At 64.1% G+C, this 25,783-nt stretch carries 29 protein-coding genes; 13 read left to right on the forward strand and 16 right to left on the reverse strand.

The window, feature by feature from the left end; all coding sequences use genetic code 11:
• Positions 1-46 precede the first annotated feature (46 nt).
• The 7 genes from Q9K02_RS11320 to Q9K02_RS11350 form a co-directional block, all read right to left on the reverse strand.
• Positions 47-709 (reverse strand): retropepsin-like aspartic protease family protein, encoded by a 663-nt coding sequence (locus Q9K02_RS11320; RefSeq protein WP_305932984.1) that lies wholly within the window; start codon positions 707-709, stop codon positions 47-49.
• 45 nt (positions 710-754) lie between these two features.
• The gene (locus Q9K02_RS11325; RefSeq protein ID WP_305932985.1) at positions 755-1,696 is read right to left on the reverse strand and encodes an NAD(P)/FAD-dependent oxidoreductase; all 942 of its coding nucleotides are present in this window, start codon (positions 1,694-1,696) and stop codon (positions 755-757) included.
• Positions 1,696-2,694, reverse strand: a complete 999-nt coding sequence (egtD, locus tag Q9K02_RS11330) for an L-histidine N(alpha)-methyltransferase (protein WP_305932986.1) — start codon at positions 2,692-2,694, stop codon at positions 1,696-1,698. The genes Q9K02_RS11325 and egtD overlap by 1 nt, the downstream gene beginning before the upstream one ends.
• Complete coding sequence (egtB, locus tag Q9K02_RS11335; RefSeq protein ID WP_305932987.1) at positions 2,694-3,944, reverse strand: ergothioneine biosynthesis protein EgtB; 1,251 nt, start codon at positions 3,942-3,944, stop codon at positions 2,694-2,696. Before egtB ends, egtD begins: the two co-directional genes overlap by 1 nt.
• Before the next feature lie 112 nt (positions 3,945-4,056).
• On the reverse strand, positions 4,057-5,163 hold the full coding sequence (locus Q9K02_RS11340) for a GGDEF domain-containing protein (protein WP_305932988.1): 1,107 nt from the start codon (positions 5,161-5,163) through the stop codon (positions 4,057-4,059).
• A gap of 94 nt (positions 5,164-5,257) precedes the next feature.
• Positions 5,258-6,631: a class II 3-deoxy-7-phosphoheptulonate synthase gene (locus Q9K02_RS11345; protein ID WP_305932989.1), complete on the reverse strand. Its 1,374-nt coding sequence runs from the start codon at positions 6,629-6,631 to the stop codon at positions 5,258-5,260.
• 131 nt (positions 6,632-6,762) lie between these two features.
• Positions 6,763-9,702, reverse strand: coding sequence for a M16 family metallopeptidase (locus Q9K02_RS11350; protein ID WP_305932990.1), 2,940 nt, complete (start codon positions 9,700-9,702; stop codon positions 6,763-6,765).
• 97 nt (positions 9,703-9,799) lie between these two features.
• On the opposite strand from Q9K02_RS11350, the gene Q9K02_RS11355 reads away from it, so the two are divergent.
• The 7 genes from Q9K02_RS11355 to Q9K02_RS11385 all read left to right on the forward strand — a co-directional run bounded on the left by Q9K02_RS11355 (position 9,800) and on the right by Q9K02_RS11385 (position 14,065).
• Positions 9,800-10,381, forward strand: coding sequence for a NifU family protein (locus tag Q9K02_RS11355; RefSeq protein WP_305932991.1), 582 nt, complete (start codon positions 9,800-9,802; stop codon positions 10,379-10,381).
• 22 nt (positions 10,382-10,403) lie between these two features.
• Complete coding sequence (locus Q9K02_RS11360) at positions 10,404-11,012, forward strand: malonic semialdehyde reductase (protein ID WP_305932992.1); 609 nt, start codon at positions 10,404-10,406, stop codon at positions 11,010-11,012.
• Between the two features lie 37 nt (positions 11,013-11,049).
• Positions 11,050-11,664, forward strand: a complete 615-nt coding sequence (gene tsaB, locus Q9K02_RS11365; RefSeq protein ID WP_305932993.1) for a tRNA (adenosine(37)-N6)-threonylcarbamoyltransferase complex dimerization subunit type 1 TsaB — start codon at positions 11,050-11,052, stop codon at positions 11,662-11,664.
• On the forward strand, positions 11,661-12,113 hold the full coding sequence (locus tag Q9K02_RS11370) for a GNAT family N-acetyltransferase (protein ID WP_305932994.1): 453 nt from the start codon (positions 11,661-11,663) through the stop codon (positions 12,111-12,113). The genes tsaB and Q9K02_RS11370 overlap by 4 nt, the downstream gene beginning before the upstream one ends.
• Before the next feature lie 138 nt (positions 12,114-12,251).
• Positions 12,252-12,692: a Ros/MucR family transcriptional regulator gene (locus tag Q9K02_RS11375; protein ID WP_305932995.1), complete on the forward strand. Its 441-nt coding sequence runs from the start codon at positions 12,252-12,254 to the stop codon at positions 12,690-12,692.
• A gap of 73 nt (positions 12,693-12,765) precedes the next feature.
• Entirely contained in the window at positions 12,766-13,188 is a 423-nt protein-coding gene (locus Q9K02_RS11380) for a Fur family transcriptional regulator (RefSeq protein WP_221587950.1), read from the forward strand.
• Entirely contained in the window at positions 13,160-14,065 is a 906-nt protein-coding gene (locus Q9K02_RS11385; protein ID WP_305932996.1) for a lysophospholipid acyltransferase family protein, read from the forward strand. Before Q9K02_RS11380 ends, Q9K02_RS11385 begins: the two co-directional genes overlap by 29 nt.
• On the opposite strand, the gene Q9K02_RS11390 is transcribed toward Q9K02_RS11385, so the two are convergent.
• From Q9K02_RS11390 to ybeY, 3 genes are all read right to left on the reverse strand, one after another.
• Entirely contained in the window at positions 14,062-14,946 is an 885-nt protein-coding gene (locus tag Q9K02_RS11390) for a LysR substrate-binding domain-containing protein (protein WP_305932997.1), read from the reverse strand. The two genes, Q9K02_RS11385 and Q9K02_RS11390, sit on opposite strands and share 4 nt — an antisense overlap.
• A 70-nt stretch (positions 14,947-15,016) precedes the next feature.
• The gene (locus tag Q9K02_RS11395) at positions 15,017-15,940 is read right to left on the reverse strand and encodes a hemolysin family protein (RefSeq protein ID WP_305932998.1); all 924 of its coding nucleotides are present in this window, start codon (positions 15,938-15,940) and stop codon (positions 15,017-15,019) included.
• A 21-nt stretch (positions 15,941-15,961) separates the two neighbouring features.
• The gene (gene ybeY / locus Q9K02_RS11400; protein WP_305932999.1) at positions 15,962-16,450 is read right to left on the reverse strand and encodes an rRNA maturation RNase YbeY; all 489 of its coding nucleotides are present in this window, start codon (positions 16,448-16,450) and stop codon (positions 15,962-15,964) included.
• 248 nt (positions 16,451-16,698) lie between these two features.
• Between ybeY and Q9K02_RS11405 the strand changes: the two genes are divergently transcribed.
• Complete coding sequence (locus Q9K02_RS11405; protein WP_305933000.1) at positions 16,699-17,226, forward strand: ester cyclase; 528 nt, start codon at positions 16,699-16,701, stop codon at positions 17,224-17,226.
• 102 nt (positions 17,227-17,328) lie between these two features.
• On the opposite strand, the gene Q9K02_RS11410 is transcribed toward Q9K02_RS11405, so the two are convergent.
• On the reverse strand, positions 17,329-18,372 hold the full coding sequence (locus Q9K02_RS11410) for a PhoH family protein (protein ID WP_305933001.1): 1,044 nt from the start codon (positions 18,370-18,372) through the stop codon (positions 17,329-17,331).
• 198 nt (positions 18,373-18,570) lie between these two features.
• On the opposite strand from Q9K02_RS11410, the gene Q9K02_RS11415 reads away from it, so the two are divergent.
• Positions 18,571-19,464: a DUF2059 domain-containing protein gene (locus tag Q9K02_RS11415; protein WP_305933002.1), complete on the forward strand. Its 894-nt coding sequence runs from the start codon at positions 18,571-18,573 to the stop codon at positions 19,462-19,464.
• A 15-nt stretch (positions 19,465-19,479) separates the two neighbouring features.
• On the opposite strand, the gene miaB is transcribed toward Q9K02_RS11415, so the two are convergent.
• The 3 genes from miaB to Q9K02_RS11430 are packed head-to-tail and all read right to left on the reverse strand — an operon-like array spanning position 19,480 to position 21,681.
• A complete protein-coding gene (gene miaB / locus Q9K02_RS11420) occupies positions 19,480-20,823 on the reverse strand; it encodes a tRNA (N6-isopentenyl adenosine(37)-C2)-methylthiotransferase MiaB (RefSeq protein ID WP_305933003.1) in 1,344 nt (447 codons plus the stop codon).
• A 35-nt stretch (positions 20,824-20,858) separates the two neighbouring features.
• On the reverse strand, positions 20,859-21,227 hold the full coding sequence (locus tag Q9K02_RS11425) for a hypothetical protein (RefSeq protein WP_305933004.1): 369 nt from the start codon (positions 21,225-21,227) through the stop codon (positions 20,859-20,861).
• Positions 21,220-21,681: a peptidylprolyl isomerase gene (locus Q9K02_RS11430; protein ID WP_278328202.1), complete on the reverse strand. Its 462-nt coding sequence runs from the start codon at positions 21,679-21,681 to the stop codon at positions 21,220-21,222. The genes Q9K02_RS11425 and Q9K02_RS11430 overlap by 8 nt, the downstream gene beginning before the upstream one ends.
• A 94-nt stretch (positions 21,682-21,775) precedes the next feature.
• Between Q9K02_RS11430 and mgtE the strand changes: the two genes are divergently transcribed.
• From mgtE to Q9K02_RS11450, 4 genes are all read left to right on the forward strand, one after another.
• Positions 21,776-23,224 carry a magnesium transporter gene (mgtE, locus tag Q9K02_RS11435; protein WP_305933005.1) on the forward strand — a complete coding sequence of 483 codons (1,449 nt, stop codon included), beginning with the start codon at positions 21,776-21,778 and terminating at the stop codon, positions 23,222-23,224.
• Positions 23,225-23,254: 30 nt separating this feature from the next.
• Entirely contained in the window at positions 23,255-23,644 is a 390-nt protein-coding gene (locus Q9K02_RS11440) for a DUF1489 family protein (protein WP_305933006.1), read from the forward strand.
• 95 nt (positions 23,645-23,739) lie between these two features.
• Positions 23,740-23,874: an Entericidin EcnA/B family protein gene (locus tag Q9K02_RS11445; RefSeq protein WP_278328199.1), complete on the forward strand. Its 135-nt coding sequence runs from the start codon at positions 23,740-23,742 to the stop codon at positions 23,872-23,874.
• 137 nt (positions 23,875-24,011) lie between these two features.
• Positions 24,012-24,254, forward strand: a complete 243-nt coding sequence (locus Q9K02_RS11450) for a hypothetical protein (protein WP_278328198.1) — start codon at positions 24,012-24,014, stop codon at positions 24,252-24,254.
• A 54-nt stretch (positions 24,255-24,308) separates the two neighbouring features.
• Here Q9K02_RS11450 and Q9K02_RS11455 read toward each other — a convergent pair whose 3' ends face one another.
• Entirely contained in the window at positions 24,309-24,992 is a 684-nt protein-coding gene (locus tag Q9K02_RS11455) for a DsbA family oxidoreductase (protein ID WP_305933007.1), read from the reverse strand.
• Entirely contained in the window at positions 24,989-25,771 is a 783-nt protein-coding gene (gene nudC, locus Q9K02_RS11460) for an NAD(+) diphosphatase (RefSeq protein WP_340310348.1), read from the reverse strand. The genes Q9K02_RS11455 and nudC overlap by 4 nt, the downstream gene beginning before the upstream one ends.
• Positions 25,772-25,783 lie beyond the last annotated feature (12 nt).

Here is a 25,783-nt window from a genome sequence, read left to right on the forward strand (position 1 = left end):
TGACCATCGGCGCGGGTCTAGCGGCTCGCGGCCCAAGGTAAAGCCCCTACTCGGAGATAGCGTCTTCCGCCTTCGGCACGAGGATCAACGTGCCGTCCTTCACCCGCCATTCGTCCAGCCGGGCGAGCACATTCATGCCGATCACGTTGAAATCGCCGAAGCTTTCGGCAACCGCGGCGTCGGTCCCGCTGGCGCGGATATTCCCGAGTTCGAGGCTATCGATGGTGGTCACATGCGCCTGCACCGTGCCGTTCGCCGTGCCGAGCAGGATCGGAATGCCGCCGCGGCGCGGTTCAAGCCCGGCCTTTTCCGCCAGCGGCGCGGAGATTGCGGTCAACGTGGCGCCGGTGTCGATCATGAAATTGCCCTCGACCCCATTGACGCTGGCGCGGACCCAGTAGTGGCCATCGGGCGAGAGGGGGATGCGGGTTTCGCCGCCGCTGACGACCTGCTCGGGCAGGCCGATCTGCGGAACGGCCACATCGAACCGCGGGTCGAAGCGCGACAATTGCAGCACCACGGTCAGCAGGATCACGCCAAGCGCCAAGGAGCTCACTGTCCGGATTACCCCGCCGAACGCAGACCGCCGGGCCACCATCGCCCCGATCCAGCCGAGCACCATCGCCGCAACCGCCGCCAGCAGCAGTTCGGAGCGAGGGATGGCGCGCAGGGCATCGGCGATGGCGGAGAAGGTGGAAGCGAGGTCCATGCAGCTAATATAGAGCGCTGAGCCTGCTTTCCAATGAACGGAAGGTTAGGCGAGGATAGCGCGCGCCAGCCGCGTGCCCGACAGCCAAGCCGCCTCGACGCGTGGTGCGATCAGCCAGTCGCCCGCCACGCCGAGCCGCGTACTAGCATCCCACAGTGCATCAGGCCCATCGACCGGCTCCGCCATGGCAAACCGCCAGCGGTGTGCCGCCATGTGCAACGGTGCCTGCGGTCTGACTTCCGCCTGATGTAGAAACGCATCGAGAAGCTGGCCTGCAACGCTTTCCGCCTCTTCCTCCAAGTGCGCGACGGACCAGTCGGGCGAGCCATGGACGACCCAGCTCTCCGACCCGTCGCGGCCCGGCTTCGCGCCATTTCGCGCGGCCCAGGAGACCGTATCGCCCTCCCCGCCGCGCAGGACGTCGCCACACTCAAGCCGCTCCGGAAAGTGCGCCATCAGCGCCCAGCACGGACGGGACTGGGTGCGACGGGCACGGTCCGCGAAATTCGCATGGACATCGGAGAGCAATTCGACTGCTTGCTCGGCCGGAATCGCGAGCACGACACTGTCGAACTCGTGAATCTCATTGTCGACACTCAAACGCCAGCCCTGCTCACCCTTGGCCACGTCGGTCACGCGGGCGGCCCAATGCACGCCGAGCGGCTCGGCCAGTGCTTTGATGGGCGTATTTATGGCCGGTGTCCCCACCCAGGCATCCTCGTCCGCCGCCGGCCAGCGCGCGACCACCCCCTCGCTTTCCCACCGCGCGACCTGTTCCTGAAAACCTGAATCGCGGGCAGTGAAATATTGCGCGCCGTGATCGAAGCGGATCGTCTCGCCGTCGATCTCGGCACGGCGCGTCGCCATGCGCCCGCCCGGTCCGCGTCCCTTGTCGAACAGGGTGACCTGCCGTCTGGCACGTGAGAGTTCTGTCGCGCAGGCCAGTCCGGCCATACCTGCACCAACAATTGCGATTTCACCCGGCATCAGGGCGCGTCGCGCTGCTCTGTGGCTTGCGCTAGGATCAGCGAGAAGCGCTTCTCTGCGTCGGTCCAGCGCTTCAGCGGCGTCCATCCGCCTGCCAGCAGCAGGGTGTTGGCGCTGCGCCGGGTGAACTTGTGGCTGTTCTCGGTGTGGATTGTATCGCCTTTTGCCATCGAGAAACGCTTGCCGGAAACCTCGAAATCTACTGCCTCGGTAGCGAGAAGATGCATTTCGATCCGCGCGAAATCGTCGTTCCAGATGGCCCGATGCTCGAACTTCTCCGTCGGGATCGTCCCGTCAAGTTCGCGATTGATGCGATGCAGCAAGTTGCAATTGAACTCGGCCGTGACGTCCTGCTCGTCGGCATAGGCGGCCTCCAGTACCTCGCGATCCTTGACCAGATCCATGCCGATCAGCAGCATCGGGAGTTGGCCCTCGTCCGCGCCCATCGTGGCGCGCATCGAGCGCAGCAGGTCGACCGCCGTGCGCGGCACCATGTTGCCGATCGTCGAACCCGGGAAAAAGCCGAGCTTCCTCAGTTGCTCGACCTCGTCGGGCAGTTCGACCTTCCGCATGAAATCGGCTTCGACGGGATGAACCGGCAGGCCGGGAAACTTCTCCGACAGCGCAGCCGCCGACTGGCGCAGGAACTCACCGGATATATCGAGCGGGACGTACGCCCCGGGTGCGACCGCTTCGAGCAACAGCGGCGTTTTCACCGAACTGCCGGATCCGAATTCAACCACCGCGCGATCGGGTCCGACCAGTTCTGCGAATTCGCTGCCACGGTCGCGCAAGATTTCGGTCTCAGCGCGGGTCGGATAATATTCCGGCTGCTTGGTAATATCCTCGAACAGTTGCGACCCGCGCTCGTCGTAAAACCAGCGCGCAGGGATCGCCTTCTGCCGCTGGGCGAGGCCCTTGAGTACGTCGGCGCGGAAGGCCTTGTCGACGCCCGTCTCATCGCGGTCGACGATGGCGATACCATTATCGGCTTTCATCAAATATCCTTTGCCAACCGCACACCGGTGAACTGCCAACGCTGGTGCGGGTAGAAGAAATTGCGATAGGACGCGCGCGAATGGCCGCGCGCCGTGGCGCAGCTCGCGCCCTTGAGGACGAACTGCCCGCTCATGAACTTGCCATTGTACTCGCCCACCGCACCCTCGGCGGGCTGGAACCGCGGATAGGGGAGATAGGCCGAGCGGGTGAACTGCCAGCAGTCGCCGAACAGGCTGTCTCCGCCGACTGGCAGCGGGGGCGCGGCCTCGTCCAGCTGGTTGCCACCTGCCGGATCGTGCGCCACAGCTTCGCCCTCTTGGCCGCGCGCGATAGCCTCCCATTCGAACTCGGTCGGCAAGCGGTGGCCCGCCCAGCTGGCGAAAGCGTCGGCTTCGAAATAGGAGAGATGCGTGACCGGTGCATGCGCGTCACGCGCTTGCCATCCGCTATGAGTGAAGTGCTGGTCCTCATGCCAGTAGAGTGGGGCGCGAATGTTGTTGTCATTCACCCACGCCCAGCCGTCCGACAACCACAGCGAGGCGGTCTCGTAACCACCATCGGCGATGAACTCGGCCCATTCGCGATTGGTCACCAGCCGCGACGAGAGCGCGAAGGGTTCCAGCAGCACGCGGTGCGCAGGGCCTTCGTTGTCGAACGCGAAGCCTGCTTCCTGATGCCCGATCCGCGCGATCCCTCCAGGGTGCGAATGCCAGTCGTCCGCTTGTACTTGCGCCTGTGGTGTTTTTTTGTCCCACATCGCCGGCCCAAGCGGGTTCTGGAACAGCGCGTGTTTGATGTCGGTCAGCAGCAATTCCTGATGCTGCTGTTCGTGCGAGAAGCCGAGCTCGATCAGCGGTGCGAGCTCCTCGCGCTCGAACAGCGGCTCCATCGCCGCATCGACATGAGCGCGCCAGTCGAGGATGTCCGCCACGGTCGGGCGCGACAGCATGCCGCGGGAAAAACGCGCGATCCGCTCACCCTCGGCCTCGTAATAGGAGTTGAAGACGAAGGGCCAGCGCTCGTCATAAAGCTTGTAGCCATCAAGGTGGTCGCGCAGCAGGAAGGTTTCCCAGAACCACGTGACATGGGCGAGATGCCATTTCGCAGGCGAGGCATCTTCCATTGACTGCAAGGTGGCATCCGCTTCGGACAGCGGTGCGGCAAGCGCTTCGGTGAGCGCGCGCACGACGGCGAAGCGTGTGGCGAGCGGCGCATCGGTGCGGACCGGTACTGGATTCGGGCGTGACATTGGTGCGCCCCCTGATTGCGACGGACGTCAGAATGCGACGACCATCGCCATACATGGCGCAATCCGTTGGCAGTTTAAAGACTTAGGTTGGCAGTGCCGCGCTGATCCGACGTCATGCCGCCAATCTGACCTGATTCCGGCCTCCGCGCTTCGCCGCGTAGAGCGCTTCGTCCGCGCGGGCGAACAGGGTCAGGCTGGTATCGCCCGGCCCGAGGGCCGCGTGCCCGACACTTACGGTGACGGAAGGCGCGTCCGCCATTCGCGTGCCGTGATCGATCGCCAGCCGCAGCCTTTCGGCCGCAGCGGACGCGGCGCGCCCGTCAGCGCCCGGCAGGATCATCAGGAACTCCTCGCCCCCGACGCGCGCCGCGAATTGTCCGTCGCGCTTCTGCCGCCGGATGATTCCGCCCATTTCCGCCAGCACGAGATCGCCCTGCGCATGGCCATGGGTATCGTTGACAGCCTTGAAGTGATCGACATCAAAAACGAGCAGCGCGAGCGGCTCGCCGCTCTGTCGCGCGCGCATGATCTCGCGGTCCAGCGATTGCATCGCGCTGCGACGATTGGCGAGACCCGTCAAAGCATCGGTATTGGCCTGCTGCCTCGCCTCTTCGGCCTCTCGCACGGCCGCTGCGCGCGCTTCCTCGATACGGGCGACCTGCGAATAGTCCTCGGTCACGTCGCGCACGACCATCAGCACCTGCTCGCACGCCCCCTCGGGCGAGAACATGTTGCGCGCACGAGCGCGGAGCAACCGGGTGCCGAGCTGCGGATTCTCGATCTCGAATTCCACGGTGTAGGTCTCGCGGTCCTTTGCATGGCGGGCGAGCGTAACCCGCATTTGCTTCAAGCCTTGGGGCATGAGCGCCTCCAAACATGCCTCATCGGGCGCGGTCATCGGCGGCAGTCCGGCAATCCGACAAAACTCGCGCGACCAGCGATGACGCCCGCTGGCTGGATCGAAACTCAACCGTCCGATCCCGGCGAGCTCGTCCGCCAGACTGGCGTTGAGCGACTGCAGGGGGCGCGGCGGGCTGATCGCCGGGGCGGGTTTGCGCTTGGCGTGCCGCTGGATCAACGCGCCAAGCACTACGTGCGCTGTAAGCATCAACCACAGCGGGGCACCGACATGACCCGCAGCCACGAGCATAAACAGGGTTGTGCAAACCAGCAGCCATGCTGTCGCCAGCAATGCAGTATCGACCCGGCTCGTCGGCATCGGCGCACGATCTCCTTTCGCAGCGCCGGGAGTAGGCGAGCGTCGGGAAATGCGCCGCAAACCGCAGCTAGGGGATAATGCCTAGTGCTGCGGCTCAGGCGGCGTCGGCGCGGCGCACCGCGTGCTCGTCGTTGAGCATCTCGGCGATCAGGAAGGCCAGCTCCAGCGATTGCGCCGCATTGAGGCGCGGGTCGCAATGCGTGTGATAGCGATCCTTGAGCGCCTCGTCGGTGATGGCTACCGCGCCGCCGACGCATTCGGTCACATCCTGCCCGGTCATTTCGACATGGATACCGCCCGGATGCGTACCTTCGTCGCGGTGGACGGCGAAGAAGCCTTTTACCTCGGTCAGGATGCGGTCGAAGGGCCGCGTCTTGTAGCCGCTTTCCGATTTCACGACATTTCCGTGCATCGGATCGCAGCTCCACACCACCGGATGGCCTTCCGCCTTCACCGCGCGGACGAGGCGCGGCAGGCCGTCTTCGACCTTGTCGTGGCCGAAGCGGCTGATCAGCGTGATGCGGCCCGGCTCGCGTGCCGGATTCAGCATGTCGAGCAGGTGCAGAAGATCGTCCGTCTCAAGGCTCGGCCCGCATTTCATGCCCAGCGGATTGCCGATGCCGCGGGCGAATTCGATATGCGCGCTATCGCGGAAGCGCGTGCGGTCGCCGATCCAGACCATATGCGCGCTGGTATCGTACCAGTCGCCGGTCAGGCTGTCGCGGCGGGTCAGCGCCTGCTCATAGGGCAGGAGCAGCGCCTCGTGGCTGGTGTAGAAGCTGGTGCCGCGCAATTGCGGCAGTGTTTCGGGCGTGATCCCGCAGGCTTCCATGAAATCGAGCGCCTCGCCGATGCGATCGGCGACGTCCTTAAACTTGTCCGCCCAAGGGCTGCGGCCCATGAATTCGAGCGTCCACTGGTGAACCTGACGCAGGTTGGCATAACCACCACCGGCAAAGGCGCGCAGCAGGTTGAGCGTGGCAGCAGCCTGCGAATAGGCGCGCACCATGCGCTGCGGATCGTTGGTCCGGCTGGCTTCGTCGAAGTCGATGCCGTTGATGTTGTCGCCAAAATAGCTCGGCAGGGTAATGCCGTCCTGCGTTTCGGTGTTCGAACTGCGCGGTTTGGCGAACTGGCCTGCCATGCGCCCGACCTTCACCACCGGCTTCTTGCTGGCGAAGGTCATGACAACCGCCATCTGCAGCAGCACGCGGAAGGTGTCGCGGATATTGTTGGGGTGGAACTCGGCGAAGCTCTCGGCGCAGTCGCCGCCCTGCAACAGGAACGCCTTGCCCTCGGCCACCTCGGCGAGATCCGCCTTGAGCGCCCGCGCCTCGCCCGCGAAGACGAGCGGGGGATGCGTTTCGAGCGCAGTGGTCGCAGCATCAAGCGCCGCGGCGTCGAGATATTCGGGCAGATGCCGTGCCTCGAAGCTCTTCCAGCTATCCGGTGCCCAGTTCGTCGCCATTGAAAATTCCAGTTGCGGCGCGGAATTGCGCCAGTCCTATCAGCTTATCGCAGACGAACGGGCCTCATGCCGCAAGCAGCTTTTGCTTGGCCAGCCCAAAAACCCGATTGCTGTGACCGGAGAGCGACCGCCTAGCGGCCAGCCTCGGCGGGCGCGGTCGTAACGCGCGTCGCCAATTCCTGTCCCTCGGGGATCACCGCCATGCGCCAACCGCGCGTGTCGCCGAAATACTTCTGCGCCAGCGCCTGCATCCGCTCCGGCGTGGTCTGCGTGAGGTCGTTCAGCAGCGAGCGCAACAGGCCGATGCGGGCCGGGTCCTGCGTCGATCCCTCAAGCTGGAACAGCCAGAACAGGTTTCCGGTCGACACGCGGTTCACATATTGCAGCAGCGGCTCGGTGACGCGCTGGAGTTCGTCCGCGCTCGGCGGCGTGGTCGCGAGATCCTGCCCGATTGCGTCCGCGGAGGCGAAGAAGGCCGGCACGTCCTCGGGCCGCAACTGGGCGAAGGCGGTTATACGCCCGCCGCTTGCGACATCGGTCGGCCACTGGCTGTTGATCACCGGCGCATAGCTCGCCCCGGCCCGTTCGCGCATCGCGTCCATCAGGCGGTTGTTGAACACTTGCGTCAGGATTTCGAGCTGGCGCGATTCGGGCAGGCCGTCGACACCCGCGCCGCTCGGCCATGCGATGACGGCAGCGGCCTGGTTGGCATCGCCATTGTGATAGCGCACCACGGTCTCGCCCGGTTCGGGGAAGCCGAAGCTTTCGCTCGCGACATCGGCGGCGAGCTCACCGCGCTGGTCGAGCGCACCGAAAGTCCGCGTCAGCGCGGCGATCCCCTCGGCCTTGTCGAAGTCGCCGAATACCAGCACTTCGATCGGGCCGTTCTTGAGCAGCGGCTCCCACACTTCGCGGAAGCCTTCGGGCGTCGTTTCCGCGATTGCGGCAGGATCGGCCACTTCGAAACGGCCATCCTTGTCGCGCAGCAGATATTCGAGGTCGCGATTGATCACGCCCGCCGGATTGGCAGCATAGCTTTCATAGGCCAGCCGCGCCGCAGCCTTGGCGCGCTCGACCGGGTTCGGATCCCAGCGCGGCATCGCGAACTTGGCCGCGAAGATATAGAGCTGGTCGGCCAAATCCTGCTTGCGGGTCTGCGCGAACAGAGTGAAGGCCCCGTCGGTGATGTCGAAATCGAAGCCCATGCGGCGTCCGGTGGAAATGCGGTCGAGTTCTTCCTGTCCCAGCTCGCCAACGCCCGACCCGACCAGCGCCATGCGGCCGAGCATTGCGTAAGCGGCCTCGTCCTCGGCAATCGCGCGCCAGCCGCCGCCAAAGCGCACCTTGACCGCAACACGGCCCGGTTCTGCATCATTGGCCCACAAAATGGCCTTCACACCATTGGCGAAGTCCACCCGCTCGATATCGAGCACGCCGAGCGGACCCTGCTGGGCGATGGTGCCCGGCTCGCCGATAGGGGGCAGGTCCTCGAAGGATATATCCTGCGCCGCGATCCGCGCATCCGATGCTACCTCGACCGGCGCAAGCATGGCGGTGCGGATTTCCGCATCGCTCGCCTCGCCAGTTTCCGGCGTCACATAGGCCGCGCGAATGACCGGGCCGGCGAACAGCTTGCGGGTTTGTTCGAGCATCTGCTCCGGCGTGACCTTCTCGCGCATCGAGTTGAACACAGTCAGCACCGTCTCCGGCGCGGCCACGGTCTCGCGGATATCGACGGCATTGACGATATCGTCTGCCAGTCGCGCACCCGCCATGACGCGGCGCTGCTCGACCGAGCTTGCGAAGATGGACTCGAATTCGGCCAGCTCGCGGTCGATCTCTTCCTGCGTCGGCGGATTGGCCAGCGCATCGGCGATCACGCCGCGCACGTCGGCCAGCGCCGCTTCCCAATCCTCGGAGAGCGGTGCGAAGGACACGAACGTCGCATCGGTGGAGCGGCTGACATCGTCCTGCGCGACCTGCGCGTAGAGATAGCTGCCGCCCGCACGCGCCCGCGCTTCGAGCCGCCGGTTGATCAGCGCCTGCGCCAGGCTGTCGCGCAGCAGCCCTTCATTATAGACGATCGTATCGTTCACCGGACGCCACGGACGCATCACGGCATAGGTGAAGCTACGCTGCAGCCCGGGCGCGACAATGCCCGCCACTTCGCCCACCGGATTGGCGGGATCGGCGCCGGGAGGTGCGACGGGATCGCCGAAATCGGGAGCGGGAGTCGCCGCGCCCTCGCCCTGCCAGTCGCCGAACCATTTTTCGACTTCGGCGGCGAGCTGCATCGGATCGAGGTCGCCGACCGCGACGATCACCGTGTTCTCGGGGCGATACCAACGCTCGTAAAACGCACTGACCGAAGCGCCGGTCGCGCCGTTCAATGTGGCCTCGGTTCCGATCGGCAGGCGGTTGGCGAGCTTCTGACCGGCGAACAACGTCTCGCGGGTCCGCTCGGCAGCACGCTGCTGCGGACCGCCCCGCTCGCGCTTCTCGGCGAGCACGATAGGCACTTCGGCCTGCACATTGGCATCGCTCAGCACCGGCGCGCGAACCATGCCGGAGAGGATTTTCATGCTCTCGGCCAACTTCGCCTCGTCCACATTGGGCAAGTCGAGCTTGTAGACCGTATGCGTCGGGCTGGTTTCGGCATTGGTATCGCTACCGAAAGTCGCGCCGAGCCGCTGCCAGGTCGGGATCGCCATCGCCGGGCCGAGATATTCGCTCTCGCGGAACAGAAGATGCTCGAGCAAGTGGGCATAGCCCTGCTCGCTATCTTCCTCGTGCAGCGACCCGGCATCGATCCGCACGCGGATCGAGACCTGGTCGGGCGGGACACCATTCTTGCGCACGGCATAGCGCAGGCCATTGGGCAGCTCCCCGAAGGTCCATTCCTCGTCGCGCGGGACGTCGCTGCCCTCGTAAATCCACGGGGTCTCGCCCTCTTCCGTCAAATATTGCGGTGTCGGCGGGACCGGGTCCTGCGCAACCGCGAGCTGCGGTGCCAGCAGAGCAAAGGGGAGGACAAGCGCGAGACGCCGGACGGCGCGCGGAAGAATAGCCATGGCGTGGATATAGGGAGCCTTGGTGTGAAGGGACAGTGAACATCGGCAAAAAGCATTGTTGCTTGTGACCGGTTCCCGCCATCCCTAAATAGCTGTCATGTTCATCGAAACCGAAACCACGCCCAATCCCTCCAGCCTCAAGTTCCTGCCCGGCAAGACCGTAATGGGATCAGGCACCCGCGAATTCTCTACGCCCGAAGCGGCGGAGGCAAGCCCGCTGGCCCAGGCGATCTTCGATCTGGGCGATGTGACCAACGTGTTCTTCGGCGGCGACTTCATCACCGTGACCGCCGCACCCGGCGTCAGCTGGACCGACTTGAAGCCGCAGGTCGTCGCCATCCTGCTCGATCATTTTGTGTCCGAAGCGCCGCTATTCATGCCCGGAAGCGCTGGCGGCATCAGCGTACCGGCGGAAGACGAAAGCATGCTGGTCGAAGAGCGTGACGAGGATTCCGACATCATCGCCCAGATCAACGAACTGCTCGAAACCCGCGTGCGTCCGGCTGTCGCAGGCGATGGCGGCGATATCCAGTATCGCGGCTATCGCGACGGGATCGTGCATTTGCAGATGCAGGGCGCCTGCTCGGGCTGCCCCTCCTCCACCGCCACGCTGAAGCATGGCATCGAGGGCCTGCTGAAACATTATGTCCCGGAGGTCGTTGAAGTCCGCGCAGCCTGAACGGCCCAGACAAGAGGACTTCATGACCAAGCAATTCCACGACAATACGCTTTCCGCCGACGCGCTCGACCAGATTTTCCGCGAAGCGCGCAGCTACAATGGCTGGCTCGACAAGCCGGTGAGCGAAGACCAGATCCAGGCGATCTACGAATTGCTGAAAATGGGCCCGACCTCGGCCAATATGCAGCCGGGCCGGTTCGTCTGGTGCGTGTCGCAGGAATCGCGCGACAAACTCGCCGAATGCGCTAGCGAGGGTAATCAGGAGAAAATCAAGACCGCACCGGTCGTCGTCGTCATCGGTTACGATATCGACTTTCACGAAGAACTGCCCTGGCTGTTCCCGCATACCGACGCCAAGAGCTGGTTCGAAGGAGACGAAGACGGGCGGATAGAAGGGGCCAAGCGTAACTCGGCGCTGCAGGGCGCTTACCTTATCATTGCCGCGCGCGCGCAGGGACTCGATTGCGGGCCGATGTCGGGCGTCGACCTCGACAAGGTCACCGAGGCTTTCTTCGCCGACAATCCGCGGCACAAGGCGGACTGGGTCTGCGCCATCGGCTATGGCGACGAGACGACGATCTTCGGCCGCAGCCCGCGCCCCGATTTCGAGAAGTTCAACCGCATCGCCTGACTTGAAGCGCAGCCGCGCCTGAGGCAGGGCGCTGGGGATGCGTATTCTGGCGATAGAAACGGCGACCGAGGCCTGCTCGGTAGCGCTCTTCGACGGCAGCGTGTTGGTCGACGCGCGGCACGAGGTGCTGGGCCGCGGTCATGCCGAACGGCTTGTGCCGATGATTGCCGAACTGCCCGGCAAGGGCCGCGCGGATCGCATCCTCGTGTCCCTCGGACCGGGCAGCTTCACCGGTGTGCGGATCGGACTTGCGGTGGCACGGGCACTGGGAATCGCCTGGGGTGCCGAAGTGCTCGGTTATCCGACGCTGGAGCTGGTGCGCGTGCGCAGCTGGCAACCCGATCCCCGCGCCGTCACGGTGTGCATGAACGGGGGCCATGGCGAATGGTTCATCCAGAATTTCGCCGCAGATGGGCATGCCGAAGACGAGGTCCGATCGCTCGCGCCTGACGCGGCAGCGGAGGCCACTCGCCACCGCATCCTGGTCGGCAATCGCGCCAAGGAACTGGCCGTGCTGCTGGACGAAGATGCTCTTGTACTGGAACTGACGCCCGATGCCCGCGCGGCATACCTGCTCCACGAGAGCCGCCTCACCACCGATCTCGCGCCCCTCTACGGTCGGGGGCCGGACGCGAAGCTTCCGAGCAAATGAACGAGATCGACAAGTTGATGGCAGTCATGGATGCTGCTTTCGACCCGCATTGGCGCGAAGCGTGGACGCGGACGCAGGTCGAGGGGTCGCTCGCCCTGCCCCATACTTACGCTTTGTTGTGCAACCCCCAAGGCGGTGCCGTCGGCGCAGATGATGAAGCCGCCGGTTTCGTTCTCGCCCGCCGCGCGCCAGGCGAGGAAGAATTGCTATTGGTCGCAGTCCACCCCGACCATCGCGGCAAAGGCCTCGGCCGCAATTTACTCGAGCAATTCTTCGAGAGCGCGCGCAATGGCGGCGCAGAGCAGGTATTCCTGGAAATGCGCGCCAATAACCCGGCCGAGCGACTTTACCGCGCAGTCGGATTCGAGCCGATCGGTCAGCGGCCCGCCTATTACCGCACTCTGGACGGCAAGGCACTCGATGCCATCACATTCGGCCGAAAGTTGTAAATACGCGCCAATTCACTTGTATATTTGCGTCAAAATAATCCTGTGAACTGTGCGCTTTACCTTCTCTTGTCGATTTTATACAATGCTGCCAACCAAAGGGTAGCATCAATAAAGACAGGCTGAAGGGAGCCTTGCCGAATGGACACTATCGAAACCGACATGACCGAAACGCTTATCACGCTGACATCGGATATTGTCGCTGCACATGTGAGCAACAATAGCGTGGCCGTCGACGACGTGCCGACGCTTATTTCCAATGTCTATTCAGCCCTTTCCGGCCTCGACAGTGCAGGCTCCCCCGCCGAGCCCACTCCCGATCCCGCTGTTTCGATCCGCTCTTCGGTAAAGAAGGATCATCTCGTGTGCCTCGACTGCGGCAAGAAGATGAAAATGCTCAAGCGGCACTTGTCGACCGAGCATGACATGACGCCGGAAGACTATCGCGCGCGCTGGGGACTGTCGGCCGATTATCCGATGGTTGCACCGGACTATGCCGCCACCCGCCGCGACCTCGCGGTTAAGATCGGCCTCGGCCGCAAGCCCGGCCAGAAGCGCGGTCGCAAGAAGAAGAGCGCGTAAAGCCCTTCGGTTCGCCTTGAGGAAGACGCCCCGGCCCGATAAGGGTACGGGGCGTTTTTCAATCGGGAAGCAAATGCACCAGAAAATCGATCTCGAGCAATTGTGTGCCGACAAGGGCCTGCGCATCACCGAGCAGCGGCGCGTAATCGCGCGCGTACTGTCGGAAAGCGACGACCATCCCGATGTCGAACTGCTCCACGAGCGCGCGAACAAGATCGATTCCGGCATTTCGATCGCGACCGTCTATCGCACGGTGCGCCTGTTCGAAGAGGCCGGCATCCTCGACCGCCACGATTTCGGCGATGGCCGCGCCCGTTACGAAGCGGCGCCCGAGGCCCACCACGATCACCTGATCGACGTGGAAACCGGCAAGGTCATCGAATTCGTCGATCCCGAGATCGAGGCGCTGCAGAAACAGATCGCCGAGAAGCTCGGTTACCGCCTCGTCGATCATCGCCTGGAACTCTATGGCGTCCGGCTCGACCGCGAAAGCTGAGCGGCGCCTCGCGCGCTATACCGAGCGTCGGCTGGCCGCCGCGCGCGGAGAGAAGGTGCCGCTGACCGCCATCGGCTGGATGCGATTCACTCTGCGCGCGCTCGGCATCCTCGTCCTGCTGATCGTGTTCGTGCCGCTGCACTATCTCTATCGCATCTTCGCCTATGGGTCCCCCTTCCCGATGCTGTTCCTGCGTTACACGGCACGGGTGATCGGAGCGCGCGTCACTATCGTCGGCACGCCGCTTCGGCGGGACGTCTTCTTCATCTCCAACCACCTGTCGTGGGTGGATATTCTGGCCTCTGCCGGAGCCAGCGGCACGGCCTTCGTCGCCAAGCAGGAACTGGCCGAGGTGCCGGTGATCGGCTGGCTGTGCCGCCTCAATCGGACGGTTTTCGTCAAGCGCGAGAACCGGCTGGGTGTGGCCGAGCAGATCAATGCGCTGAAGGAAGCGCTGCAGGACAATTGGTCGGTGACGGTCTTTCCCGAGGGCACGGTGACGGACGGACAGTCGCTACTGCCTTTCAAGTCTTCTATGCTATCGGTGCTGGAGCCTCCGCCTCCGGGGGTCCTCGTCCAGCCGGTTATGCTCGACTATGGCGAGAATGCCGAGGAAATCGGCTGGGTCGGCGACGAAAGCGGCCTGCACAATGCGATGCGCGTGATGGCGCGCAAGGGCACCTTTCCGCTAGTCATCAATTACCTCGAGCCGTTCAGTCCGGAGGACCACCGCGGCCGCAAGGCGATCGCCGCCAAGGCGCGCGAAGAGATCGAAGAAGCGCTGATCGCGGCACTCGGCAGGCCCCTGCGCGATTTCCAGCATGTCGTAGATGCGGTGCGCTATCGCCCGAAGGACGGCGGCGGCGACGCGACTTAGAGTTCGGCGCCGATCAGCCAGTCGTGGAACAGCCGCACGGGTCTTTCTTCCAGCGCAGTCGGCTTGCACACGAACCAGTAGCTGTAGGGGCTTTCCACATCGACATCGAACAGACGGGCGAGCCGGTTGTCATGCGCGCGGCGCAAGTGATCGTCATGCATGATCGCGATGCCTAGGCCCTGCGCGGCCGCTTCCAGCATGATCTGGCCTGAATCGAAGTGATCGATTGCCGCAGGCTCCAGATCGGGCATGTCGATCTCCTGTCGCCAGGCGACGAAGCTTTCGGACAGTTCGTTGTGAATGAGGAAGGTCTGCTTGGCGAGCGCTTCCTGATCGGGGTTGTCGCCCAGCTTTTCCTGCAATCCGCGGCTGCAGATCGCATGGACCTTGTTGTAGTCCAGCCGCACGGCATGCAGGCCCCGCTCCGGCCCGCGCGACAGGATGATCGCGGCATCGAGCAGGTCGCCGACGCGATCCTCGAGATGCGCGCCTGTATCGATATCGATGTGCAGCAACGGGTGGCGCGTGCGCAATTCGCCGAGCTTCGGGAACAGGCGCTGAGTGCCGAACAGCGGCAGCACGCCGAGGCGCAAACGGAGCAGCGAGAGATTGTCGGACTGGCTCTCCACCGCCCGCGCCAGCGCCTCTAGTTGCGGATTGACCGCCTCGTAGAACGCATGCCCGTCGTCCGTCAGCTGCATCGACTGGCGCGCTCGCGTGAACAGCTTCTTGCCGACGAATTCCTCGAGGTTTCCGATCCGCCGCGAAAGGGCCGAAGGGCTGAGGCCCAATTCCTCCGCCGCCGCCCGGGCGGAACCTAGCCGGACGGTGCGCACGAATGCTTCGAGCGCACGCAGGGGGGGAAGTCGCCGGGTTGCCATGATGCTTGCTAGCTATGGACGGGATGCGCGCCTGTCGAGGGCGAATGTGCGGATTCGTGCAACAATGCGATCAGTCGCTTTCGCCCTCGTCCTCGCCGGCAGGTTCGTGCAGGCGAAGGCGCTTCACGTGGGTCTCGTCGCCGTCGGTGACCTCGATCCGCCAGCCGCTGGGATGCGCGACCACGGTGCCGACCTGCGGCACCTGCTCGGCCAGCACGAAGGCGAGGCCGCCCAGCGTATCGACCGATTCCTCGACTTCGGCGAGGGCGGGATCGACCTGCTCGGCCACATCGTCCAGCTCGGCGCGTGCGTCGCAATCCCACATCCCTGCGCCGATCGGCACGATCCATTCCTCGGGCGCGTCGTCGTGCTCGTCCTCGATCTCGCCGACGATCTCCTCGACCAGATCCTCGATCGTGATGATCCCGTCGGTGCCGGAGAACTCGTCCACCACCACCGCCAGGTGCATGCGCTGGGCGCGCATATCGGCCAGCACATCGAGCGCATTGCGCGTCTGCGGCACGTAGAGCGGCTGGCGCATCAGCACGGTCCAGTCCGCGGGCGGTTCGTCACCGCGCGCCAGATAGGGAAATACGTCCTTCAGATGGACCATGCCGATCACATGGTCGAGCTGGTCGCGATAGACGGGCATGCGCGAATGGCCGTGTTCGGCGAAGGTTTCGACCAGCTCGTCCCAGCTGGCGGTGGCGTTCATGGCGATGATCTCGCCGCGCGGCACGGCCACGTCGTCGGCATCGTGTTCGGAGAAGTGCAGCAGGTTGCGCAGCATCTGGCGCTCGACCTGCGAGAGGTCGCCCGTGCCGCTATGCTCGGGCTCGTCCTCGCCGTTCTCGTCCTCGTGCTCGTCGATAGCTTCTTCCAGCTGCGCGCGCAGGCTGCGCTCGCCGCCGTCGGGATCGAACATTTTCCGGATTGCGAGCCACAGCCCGCTTCTACTCTCCGCGTCTCCGGCGGGTGATGACGAATCGGGCATGGCCCTAACAATGCGCTCCCATCAGTTGCGATCCCCATATGGGTCGGCGATGCCCATTTTTGCAAGAGCGGCGATCTCGAGCGCTTCCATGGCCTCGGCCTGCGCGTCGCTATCGATGTGATCGTGCCCGGCGAGGTGGAGCAGGCCGTGGACGATCAGATGGGCGGTATGGTGTTCGAGGCTGACGCCCTTCTCCGCCGCCTCGCGAGCGCATGTTTCTTGGGCAAGCGCGATGTCGCCGAGCATTTCGGGTGGGCCATCGGGCGCGAGCGCGAGTAGCGCGTCGCGCTCCAGCATGGGAAAGCTGAGCACATTGGTCGGCTTGTCCTTGCCACGCCACTCGCGGTTGAGGTCGTGGACCTCCGCGTCGGTGGTGAAAAGGATCGAGGCGGTCAGTCGCTCACTCGATAATATCGGCTCCACTCCGGCTGCCGCGTCGGCCGCACCGTCCGCAAGCTCCGCCCAATCGATCGCCTCGGGCCAACCATCGATCGCGATATCGAGGTCCATCAGCCTGCCAAATTCCGAGACATGGACCGTATGTTACACTGTCCTGGGCCTAAAAACCTGCCTTCCATTCGCTTGGTAAGAACGGACGTTAGCCTGCAGAGATAACCGTAGATCATCCGCGCCACCTAGCTGAGCGTCTAACGGTAGGAAAGCGGTGGCTGGCAATGGCCTTGATTTAGGGAAGGAGGCCATTTGCCATCGACACGCTGGCGGATTAAGTTGGGACCCGAAACATGGAGGGATGTTTTATGCGTCAGATTATTTTCGCAGTTGCACTAAGTGCCGCTATTCTACCGGGCTGCTCTGAGGTTGCAGCGGAGCCATCCCGCGAAGAAAATGCCGAAACTACGCTCGAAAGAAACAAGCGCCTTGCTGCGGATTTTTACGAAAATCTCTGGTTCACCAACAACACTGGCGTTTACGCAGACTTCGTTGCAGAGAAATATGTAGTTCACGATATCGGAGATCGTAAGAACGTCACAGAACCTGCAATCGCGCAAAAGGAAGTCGCCGATCTTTTTCATAGCTTTGGCGCTTTGAGCGGAGAGATTGATTATCAAATCGCCGAGGGCGATAAGGTAGCGACACGATGGTTTGTTTCACTCGACCCAAGCGAGCGAGGCAAGGCTATGGGAATTACAAAGGTCGATCGAGTGCCGATCATCAATGTTTTCCGATTTGATGAGAACGGGAAAATAGTCGAAATCTGGAACCATCGACATGATATCGATCTACCCCAGCCCCCGGGTGGAGGGAAGCCAGCCAATGAGAGCTAGACAATAGCGCTCGCCGCTAGCGAATGCCGAGCGCAGCAATTCCAAGGCCGTATGCTGTTGGCTGCACTCCCGCAGTCGCACCGTTAGCGGACATTTCCCGCCCTACTCGCCCTTCCCCTCATACGCCTCGACGATCCGCCCCACGATCGGGTGGCGCACCACGTCCGCTGCCGTAAACCGGATCGTGCCGAAGCCTTCCACGCCCTCCAGCTTGCCGACCGCATCTGCAAGGCCGCTCATGCCGCCGCCGCCGGGGATGTCGACCTGGTTGGGGTCGCCGCAGATGACCATGCGGCTGTTCTGGCCGAAGCGGGTGAGGAACATCTTCATCTGCTCGCGCGTGGTGTTCTGCGCCTCGTCGAGGATCACGAAGGCATCGGCCAGCGTGCGCCCGCGCATGAAGGCGATGGGCGCGATCTCGATCTCGCCGGAAGCCAGCCGCCGCTCGACCTGTTCGGGCGGCATGCAATCGTAAAGCGCATCGTAGAGCGGCCGGAGATAGGGATCGACCTTCTCCTTCATGTCGCCGGGCAGGAAGCCGAGCTTCTCGCCTGCCTCCACTGCCGGACGGCTGAGGATCAGCCGCTGCACGCTGCCGGTGATGAGCTGCGCCACCGCCTGCGCGACCGCGAGATAGGTCTTGCCGGTCCCCGCCGGGCCGAGCGCGAAGATGATGTCGTCGCGCACAAGGCTGCGCATGTAGGTCGCCTGCATCGCGCTGCGCGGCACGATGGTCTTGCGCCGGGTGCGGATCATGATCGGCGGGGCGTTCTTGCCCTTGCCGGGTTCGGCATCGACGATCCCGTCGAGCGTGGGTTCGTCCGACATGGCGATCAGCGCCTCGATCGCGCCGCCGTCGAGCTCCTGCCCGATGGCAAGCCGGTCGTACATCGCCTTCAGCACGTCACGCGCACGGGCAACGCTGTCTTCGGGGCCTTCGATATGGAGCTGGTTGCCGCGTGCCGAGATGAACACGCCGAGCCGGTTTTCCACCTGCACCAGATTGGCATCGAACTGGCCGAACAGCGCGCCGAGCAGGCTCTGGTTGTCGAAGCTGATGTCGACCTGCGCGCGGCGAACCTCGCGCTGCGGACTGGGCGGCGGGGTGAAGGACCTGGCGTCCTTCGGTGCGGGTTTACGGGCCATGCGCTCCTTTCGTGTGCGAGTCGGAAATGTAGCCCCGATTGTCGCGCGCGCAAGCTGGACGCACCTTCCGGATGGTGGATAGTAATACCGATGTCATCCGGCTGTGCGTTGATCGGTTGCGCAAGTCGTTGGTCGAACGGCTGGGGCATCTGCCGAAAACGGTTTGGCTTTCTGCGGTGGAGATACTGGAGTAGCGCCATGAAAAAGCTCACGATTTGCTCCGCCGTCGCTCTTTGCTTGTCGGCCGCCGCCCCTCTGCTGGCGCAGGACACCGACCCTGCCGAAGAAGTCATCATCGTGACGGGAGAGCGCGAGCAGGAAGCAATGGAGCGGGTCGAGGGTATGACCCGGGCCATCACCCGCCGCCCCCGCGTGGACAAGCCGGTGGCCCGCCAATACGGCCAGATTTGCGTCGGCGTTATGGGCATGGACCCCGCCTATGCAGGCGTGCTGATCGACCGGATCGAGGCCAATGCCCGGCGGCTCGACATCGCGATTGCCGGCGAGGGTTGCCAGGTCAACACGCTGGTCGCCTTCGTGGACGACGGCCCCGAGGAAGTGAAACAGCTCCGCAAAGAAGCGCCGTGGCTGTTTTCCACGCTGCTCGACTACGAATACGACCGGATTCTGCGCGGCAGCGGCGGGGCGCATGCCTGGCATTCGACCGAGGAGAGAGAAGTCGACGGCAAGCAGCTGGCCGTGATCGAGGTCGGCGATCCGCCGCGCCAGGTGAAGGCGGGCGATCCCTTCAACGCCACGCGCATGACCCAGCAAATCCGCATGGACATGATCGGCTCGGTCGTGCTGATGGAACGGGCGCTGGTGCCGGGCAAGACACTGCAACAGCTGGCGGACTATGCCTCCATGCGCAGTTTCGCCTCGATCGACGATATGGCCTCCGACGGTCCGGACACGACGCCGACGATCCTCTCGCTCTTCCTCGACGCCGATGCTGCGCCGCAGGAAATGACCGAATTCGACTGGGCCTATCTCGAAGCGCTTTATCGGTTGCCCCGCACGGCGCGCGGCGAGCAGATCCACGACGCCGCCTGGTCGGAATATCGCAAGAAGGTGATCCGCGCGAAGGATTGACGCGCTGGCAGAAGCTCAGGCGGCGACGGTTTCGCGCAGCTTGGCGCTGAGCGAGTTCGGACCCGCCTCGAGCAATTCGACCTGCACGAGGTCGCCGATCGCCACATCGCCTTCGAACCAGGCGCTTTGCAGCCACGGGGTCTTGCCGAGCCACTGGCCCTCGTGCTTGCCCTTGCGCTCGACGAGGACTTCGCAGATGCGCCCGACGCTCGCCTCGTTGAAGGCCAGCTGGTCACGGTTGAGCGCGGCCTGGAGGCGCTGGAGGCGTTCGTCCATGACCTCTTTCGCAACCTGTCCGTCCATCGTGGCGGCGGGCGTGCCGGGGCGTGGGCTATACTTGAAGCTGAAGGCTTGTGCGTATTGGACCTCGTCCACCAGCGCGAGCGTTTCCTCGAACTCGGCATCGGTCTCGCCGGGGAAGCCGACGATGAAGTCGCCCGAGAGCGCGAGGTCGGGTCGCGCGGCGCGGAATCGGTCGAGCAGCTTGAGGTAGCTTTCCGCCGTGTGGCTGCGGTTCATGGCCTTGAGCACCCGGTCGCTGCCTGCCTGCACCGGCAGGTGGAGGAAGGGCATGAGCTTGTCGATCTCGCCATGCGCGGCGATCAGGGCGTCGTCCATGTCGGCGGGGTGGCTGGTGGTGTAGCGGATGCGCGCGAGGCCATCGACCTTGGCAAGGTCGCGGATCAGGCCGGCGAGGCCGACGCGATGGCCCTTCTCGTCCTCGCCCGACCATGCGCTGACATTCTGGCCCAGCAGCGTAATTTCCTTTGCGCCCGCGTCGACCAGCTTCCGCGCCTCGGTGACGAGGTCCGCATAGGGACGGCTTATTTCCGCGCCGCGCGTATAGGGCACCACGCAATAGGTGCAGAACTTGTCGCAGCCTTCCTGCACGGTGAGGAAGCTCGCCGGATTGGTGCGGCGGCGTTCCGGCAGCGCGGCGAATTTGGCGATGGCGGGCATGTCGGTGTCGGTCGCCCGCTCGCCCTTCACCGCCTTGTCGAGCATTTCGGGCAGACGGTGATAGGCCTGCGGGCCGACGACCATGCTGACCGCCGGAGAGCGTTTCATGATCTCCTCCCCCTCGGCCTGCGCGACGCAGCCCGCGACCGCGATCAGCGGCTCCTTGCCAGCCTCGCGCCCCGCCTTGGTCAGGCGGCCGATGTCCGAATAGACCTTCTCCGCCGCCTTCTCGCGAATGTGACAGGTGTTGAGCACGACCAGGTCGGCCTCCTCGCCGTCGGGCGCGGGCACGATGCCCCGTTCACCCAGCATCTCGGCCATGCGCTCGCCGTCATAGACGTTCATCTGGCAGCCGAAGCTCTTGACCCTGTAGGTCTTGGGGGAATTGGTCGGTCTCATGGGAGAGGGCGCTTTAGCGGGAAGGCTAATTGGTTTCAATCTGAACCCACGCAGGCACGCATCAACAATTCCTGCTCTCGAGTCAGCAATACCTCAGACCGAACCGCAGCCGTCGGTCGATCGCCGAGCGCATCGTAGAGATAAATTTTGGCACCGACCTCAGTTTCAATAACCTTTGCAGTGTCGTACGCCCCCACCGCACTCGCAGAACGAGAAACCCGCATCTCACCAAACGCTGGCGTTCTTGCTTCTTTCAAACACTCGGCAACGTTGCCAGGCTGCGCATCGGATGTCAGTCGCAAAACCTCTGGCATGAGGGTGGGCGTTTTCGTGTAATGGTGCGCCGCTGCTCCTGCGAGAGCGGCGCCCAGTACCGGAAAAGAAAAGGCTAGAAGCTTACCCAACGGTCGCCTTCACGATCTTGCCTGGGTTTGCCGGCGGCTCGCCCTTGGGCAGCGCGTCGACGTGTTCCATGCCGCTCTCGACCTGGCCCCAGACGGTGTACTGGCCGTCGAGGAATTCGGCGTCGTCGAAGCAGATGAAGAACTGGCTGTTGGCACTGTCGGGCACCTGGGTGCGGGCCATGGAGCAGGTGCCGCGGGTGTGCGGCTCGCTGTTGAATTCGGCCTTGAGGTCGGGTTTGTCGCTGCCGGACATGCCGGTGCCGGTCGGATCGCCGCCCTGCGCCATGAAGCCGGGGATCACTCGGTGGAACACCACGCCGTCGTAGAAGCCTTCGTTGGCAAGCGTCGTGATGCGCTCGACATGGTTCGGCGCCAGGTCGGGGCGCAGCTTGATCACCACGTCCTTGTTCTCGCCGTCGCCGGTGTCGAGGGTGAAGGTCAGCTTATCGGCCATTGTTCGTCTCCTGTATTTCGGTTGGCGCCTCCCTAGCAAACGCAGCGCCTGTGTCACGGCTTGCTTTTCGTGCCCCCCTGCCTAGAGCGAGCGCATGAGCGAGAGCGACCGCCCCCTCGACGACAACGGTTTTCTGCTGGCGCGCGAGCCGGAGGAGGAGGCGCGCCCGGACGACCGCATCGACGACGAGCGGATGGACGAGGAGAACACGCTCAAGAAGGAATATGTCGAAAGCGTCGAGGAAGCGCTGGACGAAGGCGACACGGCGCGCGTCTACGACCTCGTCGAACCGCTCCACCCCGCCGACATCGCCGACCTTCTCGAACTGTTCGAGCGCGAGGAACGCTACCAGCTGGCCGAGGCGATCACCGATCTGATGACGTCGGATGTGGTCGCGGAGCTCAACGACTACGTCCGCGAGGACATGATGGAAGGCCTGCCGCCCGAGGCAGTCGCGCAGATCGTCGACCAGCTGGAAACCGACGATGCGGTCCAACTGATCGAGGATCTCGACGAGGCCGACCAGCGCGCCATCCTGGCCGAGGTCGAGCTTGAAGACCGGATCGCGATCCAGTCCGCCCTCTCCTATCCGGAGGAAACCGCCGGTCGCCTGATGAGCCGCGACCTGGTCGCGGTACCGGAGCATCTCACCGTCGGCGATCTGATCGACTACCTTCGCGATGGGCGCGAGCTGCCGGACGAATTCTACGAAATCTTCGTGGTGGACGAAAAGCACCATCCGGTCGGCACCTGTGCGCTCAGCTGGGTGCTGCGCGCCCCCCGCGCCATCGCGCTGGCCGATGTGATGAAGCGCGACCAGACGCTGATCCCCGTCATGCTCGACCAGGAAGAGGTCGGCCTGATGTTCCAAAAGTACAACCTCATCAGCGCCGCCGTGGTGGACGACGACGGGCGCTTGGTCGGCCAGATGACGGTGGACGACGTGGTCCACATCATCTCCGAAGAAGCGGGCGAAGACGCGCTGCTTATGAGCGGCGCGGGCGAAGGCGACATCAACGAGCCGATCCGCGAGGCATATTCCGCCCGCGTGCGCTGGCTGGTCGCGAACCTCGGCACCGCGCTGGTCGCCTCGCTGATCATCGCACTGTTTGGCGCAGCGATCGAGCAACTGGTAGCGCTGGCCGTGCTGATGCCGATCGTCGCCAGCATAGGCGGCAATGCGGGCACGCAGACGATGGCGGTGACCGTGCGCGCGATCGCCACCAATCAGCTCACCCGCAGCAACACGCGGCGCATCCTATGGCGCGAGATGCGCGTGGCCATGCTCAACGGCGCGACCATCGCCGTGCTGATCGGCGCGGCGACGGCAGCGATCTTCACGCCACTGCTGGGCGTCGTGATTGCACTCGCCATGGTGATCAACGTGGCGGTGGCGGGGCTCGCAGGCGTGCTTGTGCCGGTGGCCTTCGAACGGCTCGACCAGGACCCGGCCGTGGCGAGCAGCGTGTTCGTGACGATGATCACCGACTCGATGGGCTTCTTCGCCTTCCTCGGCTTGGCTGTGGCGCTGGGGGTGGTTTGACTCGGGGGCAGCACCCCCTACATCCATCCCATGCCGCTCCACCTGACCAAGATCGCTTTCGGCGCGCAGTCTTACGACGATATCGAAAGCTGGTACGCGCAGCGGCGGAGCCCGAATCTGACGACCCGCTATCGCCCGACCAAGTGGGAGCAATGCATCGGCGGCTCGCTCTACTGGATCCACCAGCACAGCATCGTCGCGCGCAGCGAAATCCTCGGCTTCAGCGAGACGAAAACCGGACGCTGGTCGATAGACCTGAAGCCCGAACTCGTCCGGGTCTATCCGCGCCCCAAGCGCGCCCATCAGGGCTGGCGCTACCTGAAGGGCGAACCCCCGCGCGATCTGGAAGAGGGTGAGGATATAGGCGACGCCCTGCCCGGCAAGCTCGCCGGAAAGCTGGAACGGCTCGGCTTGATCTAAGGCCCTGCCTGCCGCTCCGTTGGAACGGCTTACTCGATAAGTTGTTGATTGCCCGTCGCCCGGACAATTTCGCCCGGCGCCAGGGGAGTATGACAATGAAAAAACGTGTCCTGACCATTTTCGCATTCGGCGCCGCCGCGCTGCTGTCAGCCTGCAATACCGTCGACGGTATCGGTGAAGACGTCGAATCCGTGGGCGATTGCGCCGACGGTGTGGAAGGCAACTGCTGACCACCGGCGACAAGCCAATGCAATTCGATGGCGCTGCCCCCGCGGGTGGCGCCATCGTCGTTTCGGGCTCCATCACGCTAGTGGCTCCGCGGAACTAGCCGCCCTTCCCGACCATTGGTTCTGTGAAGGAGATACACATGCCCGAACGTCAATCCATGCACCCCGACAACGACTATATCGACGAACTGACCGAAAACCCGACGCCGAGCCATCAGGGTTCCGCAGGCGGCGAGGTCAATCGCCGTGTCGGCAAACGGGGCGAAGAGAACAGCGCCAAGGATCCCGCCAATCGCGAGCCTGAAGTCGGCTCCGACAATCCGCAGCAGGATGCGAAGAAGGGTGACAAGACCCTTGCCGCAATGCAGGACTCGCGCGGCTGATCAGCCGGACAAATCGAAGACAAGCGCCCCGCCAGGTTGGTGGGGCGTTTTCGTTCAAGCCGGCACTTTTTCCGCCACGCGCCGCAGAGCGTTGACATAGGCTTCGGGCGGCTGCGCGCCGGGGATCATGAACTTGCTCTCCACGATCATCGCAGGCACGCCGGAGATATTGAGATCCCACGCGGCGCGCTCTTCGGCGCGGGTCTTGTGGGCGACTTCCTTGCTGGCGAGCGCCGCGTCGGCCGCCGCGCGGTCCAGCCCGACGCTCTCCGAGACGTCGAGCAGCACCGGTTCCTCGCCGATATTGCGGCGCTCGTTGAAATGCGCCTTGAACAGCGCGAGTTTAAGCTCGGTCTGCTTCTCGGGACCATGCTCCTCGCCCGCCCAGGTCAGCAGCTTGTGCGCAGCGAAGGTGTTCCACATCATCGCTTCGGGTGCCGGATCGGAACCCTCGTAATCGAGCGAGACGCCCGCCGTCTTCGCAGCCTCGCGCATGCGGCCCTGCACGGCACGCGACTGATCCGGCGTCGAACCGTATTTGCGCGCAATATGCGCGGTGCGCTCTTCGCCCTCGGCAGGCATGTCGGGATTGAGCTCGAACGCATGCCAGCGGATGTCCGCTGCGATCTCGCCGTCCAGCTGCTCGAGACCCTTTTGCAGATTGCCCCATCCGACCAGGCACCAGGGGCACATCACGTCGGACCAGATATCGATCCGCAGGGTTCTCGGTTCGCTCATTGGTTCACCCACCATTCCATCAGGTGATGCGCGATAGCATGGCGCGGCGGGCAGCGGAAAGGGCCGTTGCCGGCAAGTGCCGCCTCGACATCGGCACGGGTGAAGAACTCGATCTCCGCCATCTCGGTCTCGTCGATGGTCAGATCGTCGCTGTCGGTATGGCTGTGGCAACCGATCATCAGCTGGCTGGGGAACGGCCACGGCTGGCTTGCGACATAGCTGACATCGCGCACTGCAACGCCCGCTTCTTCCAGCACCTCGCGCGCGACCGCCTCCTCGATACTCTCGCCCGGCTCGACGAAACCTGCGAGCGCGGAGAAGCTGCCCTCCGGCCAGCCGAGTCCGCGGCCGAGCATCAGGTGCCCCTCGAATTCGACCAGCATGATGGTGACCGGATCGGTCCGCGGGAAATGGCTTGCGCCGCAACTGCTGCAGTCGCGCTGCCAGCCGCCCTTGGCAATCTTCGTGTCGCCGCCGCATTGCGCGCAGAAGCGATGGCGGGCGTGCCAGTCGGTCAGGCTGCGCGCGCCGCCGTAGAGTGCAAGATCGTCCGGCGAGAGCGTCGCCATCAGCGACCAGAGTTGCGGGTTGGCCATGCGCGGCCGGGAATCGCCGCGCGGCGGAACGGCGGCGAAGCAGGCCTTACCCTCGTCGAGGCCAAGGAAACACAGCTCCGCGTCTTCCGGCACATCGGCCAGCGTGCCCCAGCCAAGCCGCCCGTCGTCGTCGAGCGCGGGCATCAACCCGTCGAGCGCGAGGAGCCGCGCCTTCCAGTTTATATACCCTGCCAA

The sequence above is a fragment of the Qipengyuania profundimaris genome (assembly GCF_030717945.1).
GTDB lineage: Bacteria > Pseudomonadota > Alphaproteobacteria > Sphingomonadales > Sphingomonadaceae > Qipengyuania > Qipengyuania profundimaris.

Excerpts from the sequence above, each read along its gene's own strand:
- miaB (WP_305933003.1), bottom strand. The coding sequence starts at position 20,823 with ATGAGACCGACCAATTCCCCCAAGACCTACAGGGTCAAGAGCTTCGGC.
- Q9K02_RS11375 (WP_305932995.1), top strand. The coding sequence starts at position 12,252 with ATGGACACTATCGAAACCGACATGACCGAAACGCTTATCACGCTGACA.
- Q9K02_RS11385 (WP_305932996.1), top strand. The coding sequence starts at position 13,160 with ATGGCGTCCGGCTCGACCGCGAAAGCTGAGCGGCGCCTCGCGCGCTAT.
- Q9K02_RS11350 (WP_305932990.1), bottom strand. The coding sequence starts at position 9,702 with ATGGCTATTCTTCCGCGCGCCGTCCGGCGTCTCGCGCTTGTCCTCCCC.
- Q9K02_RS11415 (WP_305933002.1), top strand. The coding sequence starts at position 18,571 with ATGAAAAAGCTCACGATTTGCTCCGCCGTCGCTCTTTGCTTGTCGGCC.
- Q9K02_RS11450 (WP_278328198.1), top strand. The coding sequence starts at position 24,012 with ATGCCCGAACGTCAATCCATGCACCCCGACAACGACTATATCGACGAA.
- Q9K02_RS11405 (WP_305933000.1), top strand. The coding sequence starts at position 16,699 with ATGCGTCAGATTATTTTCGCAGTTGCACTAAGTGCCGCTATTCTACCG.
- egtB (WP_305932987.1), bottom strand. The coding sequence starts at position 3,944 with ATGTCACGCCCGAATCCAGTACCGGTCCGCACCGATGCGCCGCTCGCC.
- Q9K02_RS11445 (WP_278328199.1), top strand. The coding sequence starts at position 23,740 with ATGAAAAAACGTGTCCTGACCATTTTCGCATTCGGCGCCGCCGCGCTG.
- Q9K02_RS11325 (WP_305932985.1), bottom strand. The coding sequence starts at position 1,696 with ATGCCGGGTGAAATCGCAATTGTTGGTGCAGGTATGGCCGGACTGGCC.
- tsaB (WP_305932993.1), top strand. The coding sequence starts at position 11,050 with ATGCGTATTCTGGCGATAGAAACGGCGACCGAGGCCTGCTCGGTAGCG.
- mgtE (WP_305933005.1), top strand. The coding sequence starts at position 21,776 with ATGAGCGAGAGCGACCGCCCCCTCGACGACAACGGTTTTCTGCTGGCG.
- ybeY (WP_305932999.1), bottom strand. The coding sequence starts at position 16,450 with ATGGACCTCGATATCGCGATCGATGGTTGGCCCGAGGCGATCGATTGG.
- egtD (WP_305932986.1), bottom strand. The coding sequence starts at position 2,694 with ATGAAAGCCGATAATGGTATCGCCATCGTCGACCGCGATGAGACGGGC.
- Q9K02_RS11455 (WP_305933007.1), bottom strand. The coding sequence starts at position 24,992 with ATGAGCGAACCGAGAACCCTGCGGATCGATATCTGGTCCGACGTGATG.
- Q9K02_RS11440 (WP_305933006.1), top strand. The coding sequence starts at position 23,255 with ATGCCGCTCCACCTGACCAAGATCGCTTTCGGCGCGCAGTCTTACGAC.
- Q9K02_RS11355 (WP_305932991.1), top strand. The coding sequence starts at position 9,800 with ATGTTCATCGAAACCGAAACCACGCCCAATCCCTCCAGCCTCAAGTTC.
- Q9K02_RS11410 (WP_305933001.1), bottom strand. The coding sequence starts at position 18,372 with ATGGCCCGTAAACCCGCACCGAAGGACGCCAGGTCCTTCACCCCGCCG.
- Q9K02_RS11360 (WP_305932992.1), top strand. The coding sequence starts at position 10,404 with ATGACCAAGCAATTCCACGACAATACGCTTTCCGCCGACGCGCTCGAC.
- Q9K02_RS11340 (WP_305932988.1), bottom strand. The coding sequence starts at position 5,163 with ATGCCGACGAGCCGGGTCGATACTGCATTGCTGGCGACAGCATGGCTG.
- Q9K02_RS11395 (WP_305932998.1), bottom strand. The coding sequence starts at position 15,940 with ATGCCCGATTCGTCATCACCCGCCGGAGACGCGGAGAGTAGAAGCGGG.
- Q9K02_RS11430 (WP_278328202.1), bottom strand. The coding sequence starts at position 21,681 with ATGGCCGATAAGCTGACCTTCACCCTCGACACCGGCGACGGCGAGAAC.
- Q9K02_RS11370 (WP_305932994.1), top strand. The coding sequence starts at position 11,661 with ATGAACGAGATCGACAAGTTGATGGCAGTCATGGATGCTGCTTTCGAC.
- Q9K02_RS11390 (WP_305932997.1), bottom strand. The coding sequence starts at position 14,946 with ATGGCAACCCGGCGACTTCCCCCCCTGCGTGCGCTCGAAGCATTCGTG.
- Q9K02_RS11320 (WP_305932984.1), bottom strand. The coding sequence starts at position 709 with ATGGACCTCGCTTCCACCTTCTCCGCCATCGCCGATGCCCTGCGCGCC.
- Q9K02_RS11380 (WP_221587950.1), top strand. The coding sequence starts at position 12,766 with ATGCACCAGAAAATCGATCTCGAGCAATTGTGTGCCGACAAGGGCCTG.
- Q9K02_RS11345 (WP_305932989.1), bottom strand. The coding sequence starts at position 6,631 with ATGGCGACGAACTGGGCACCGGATAGCTGGAAGAGCTTCGAGGCACGG.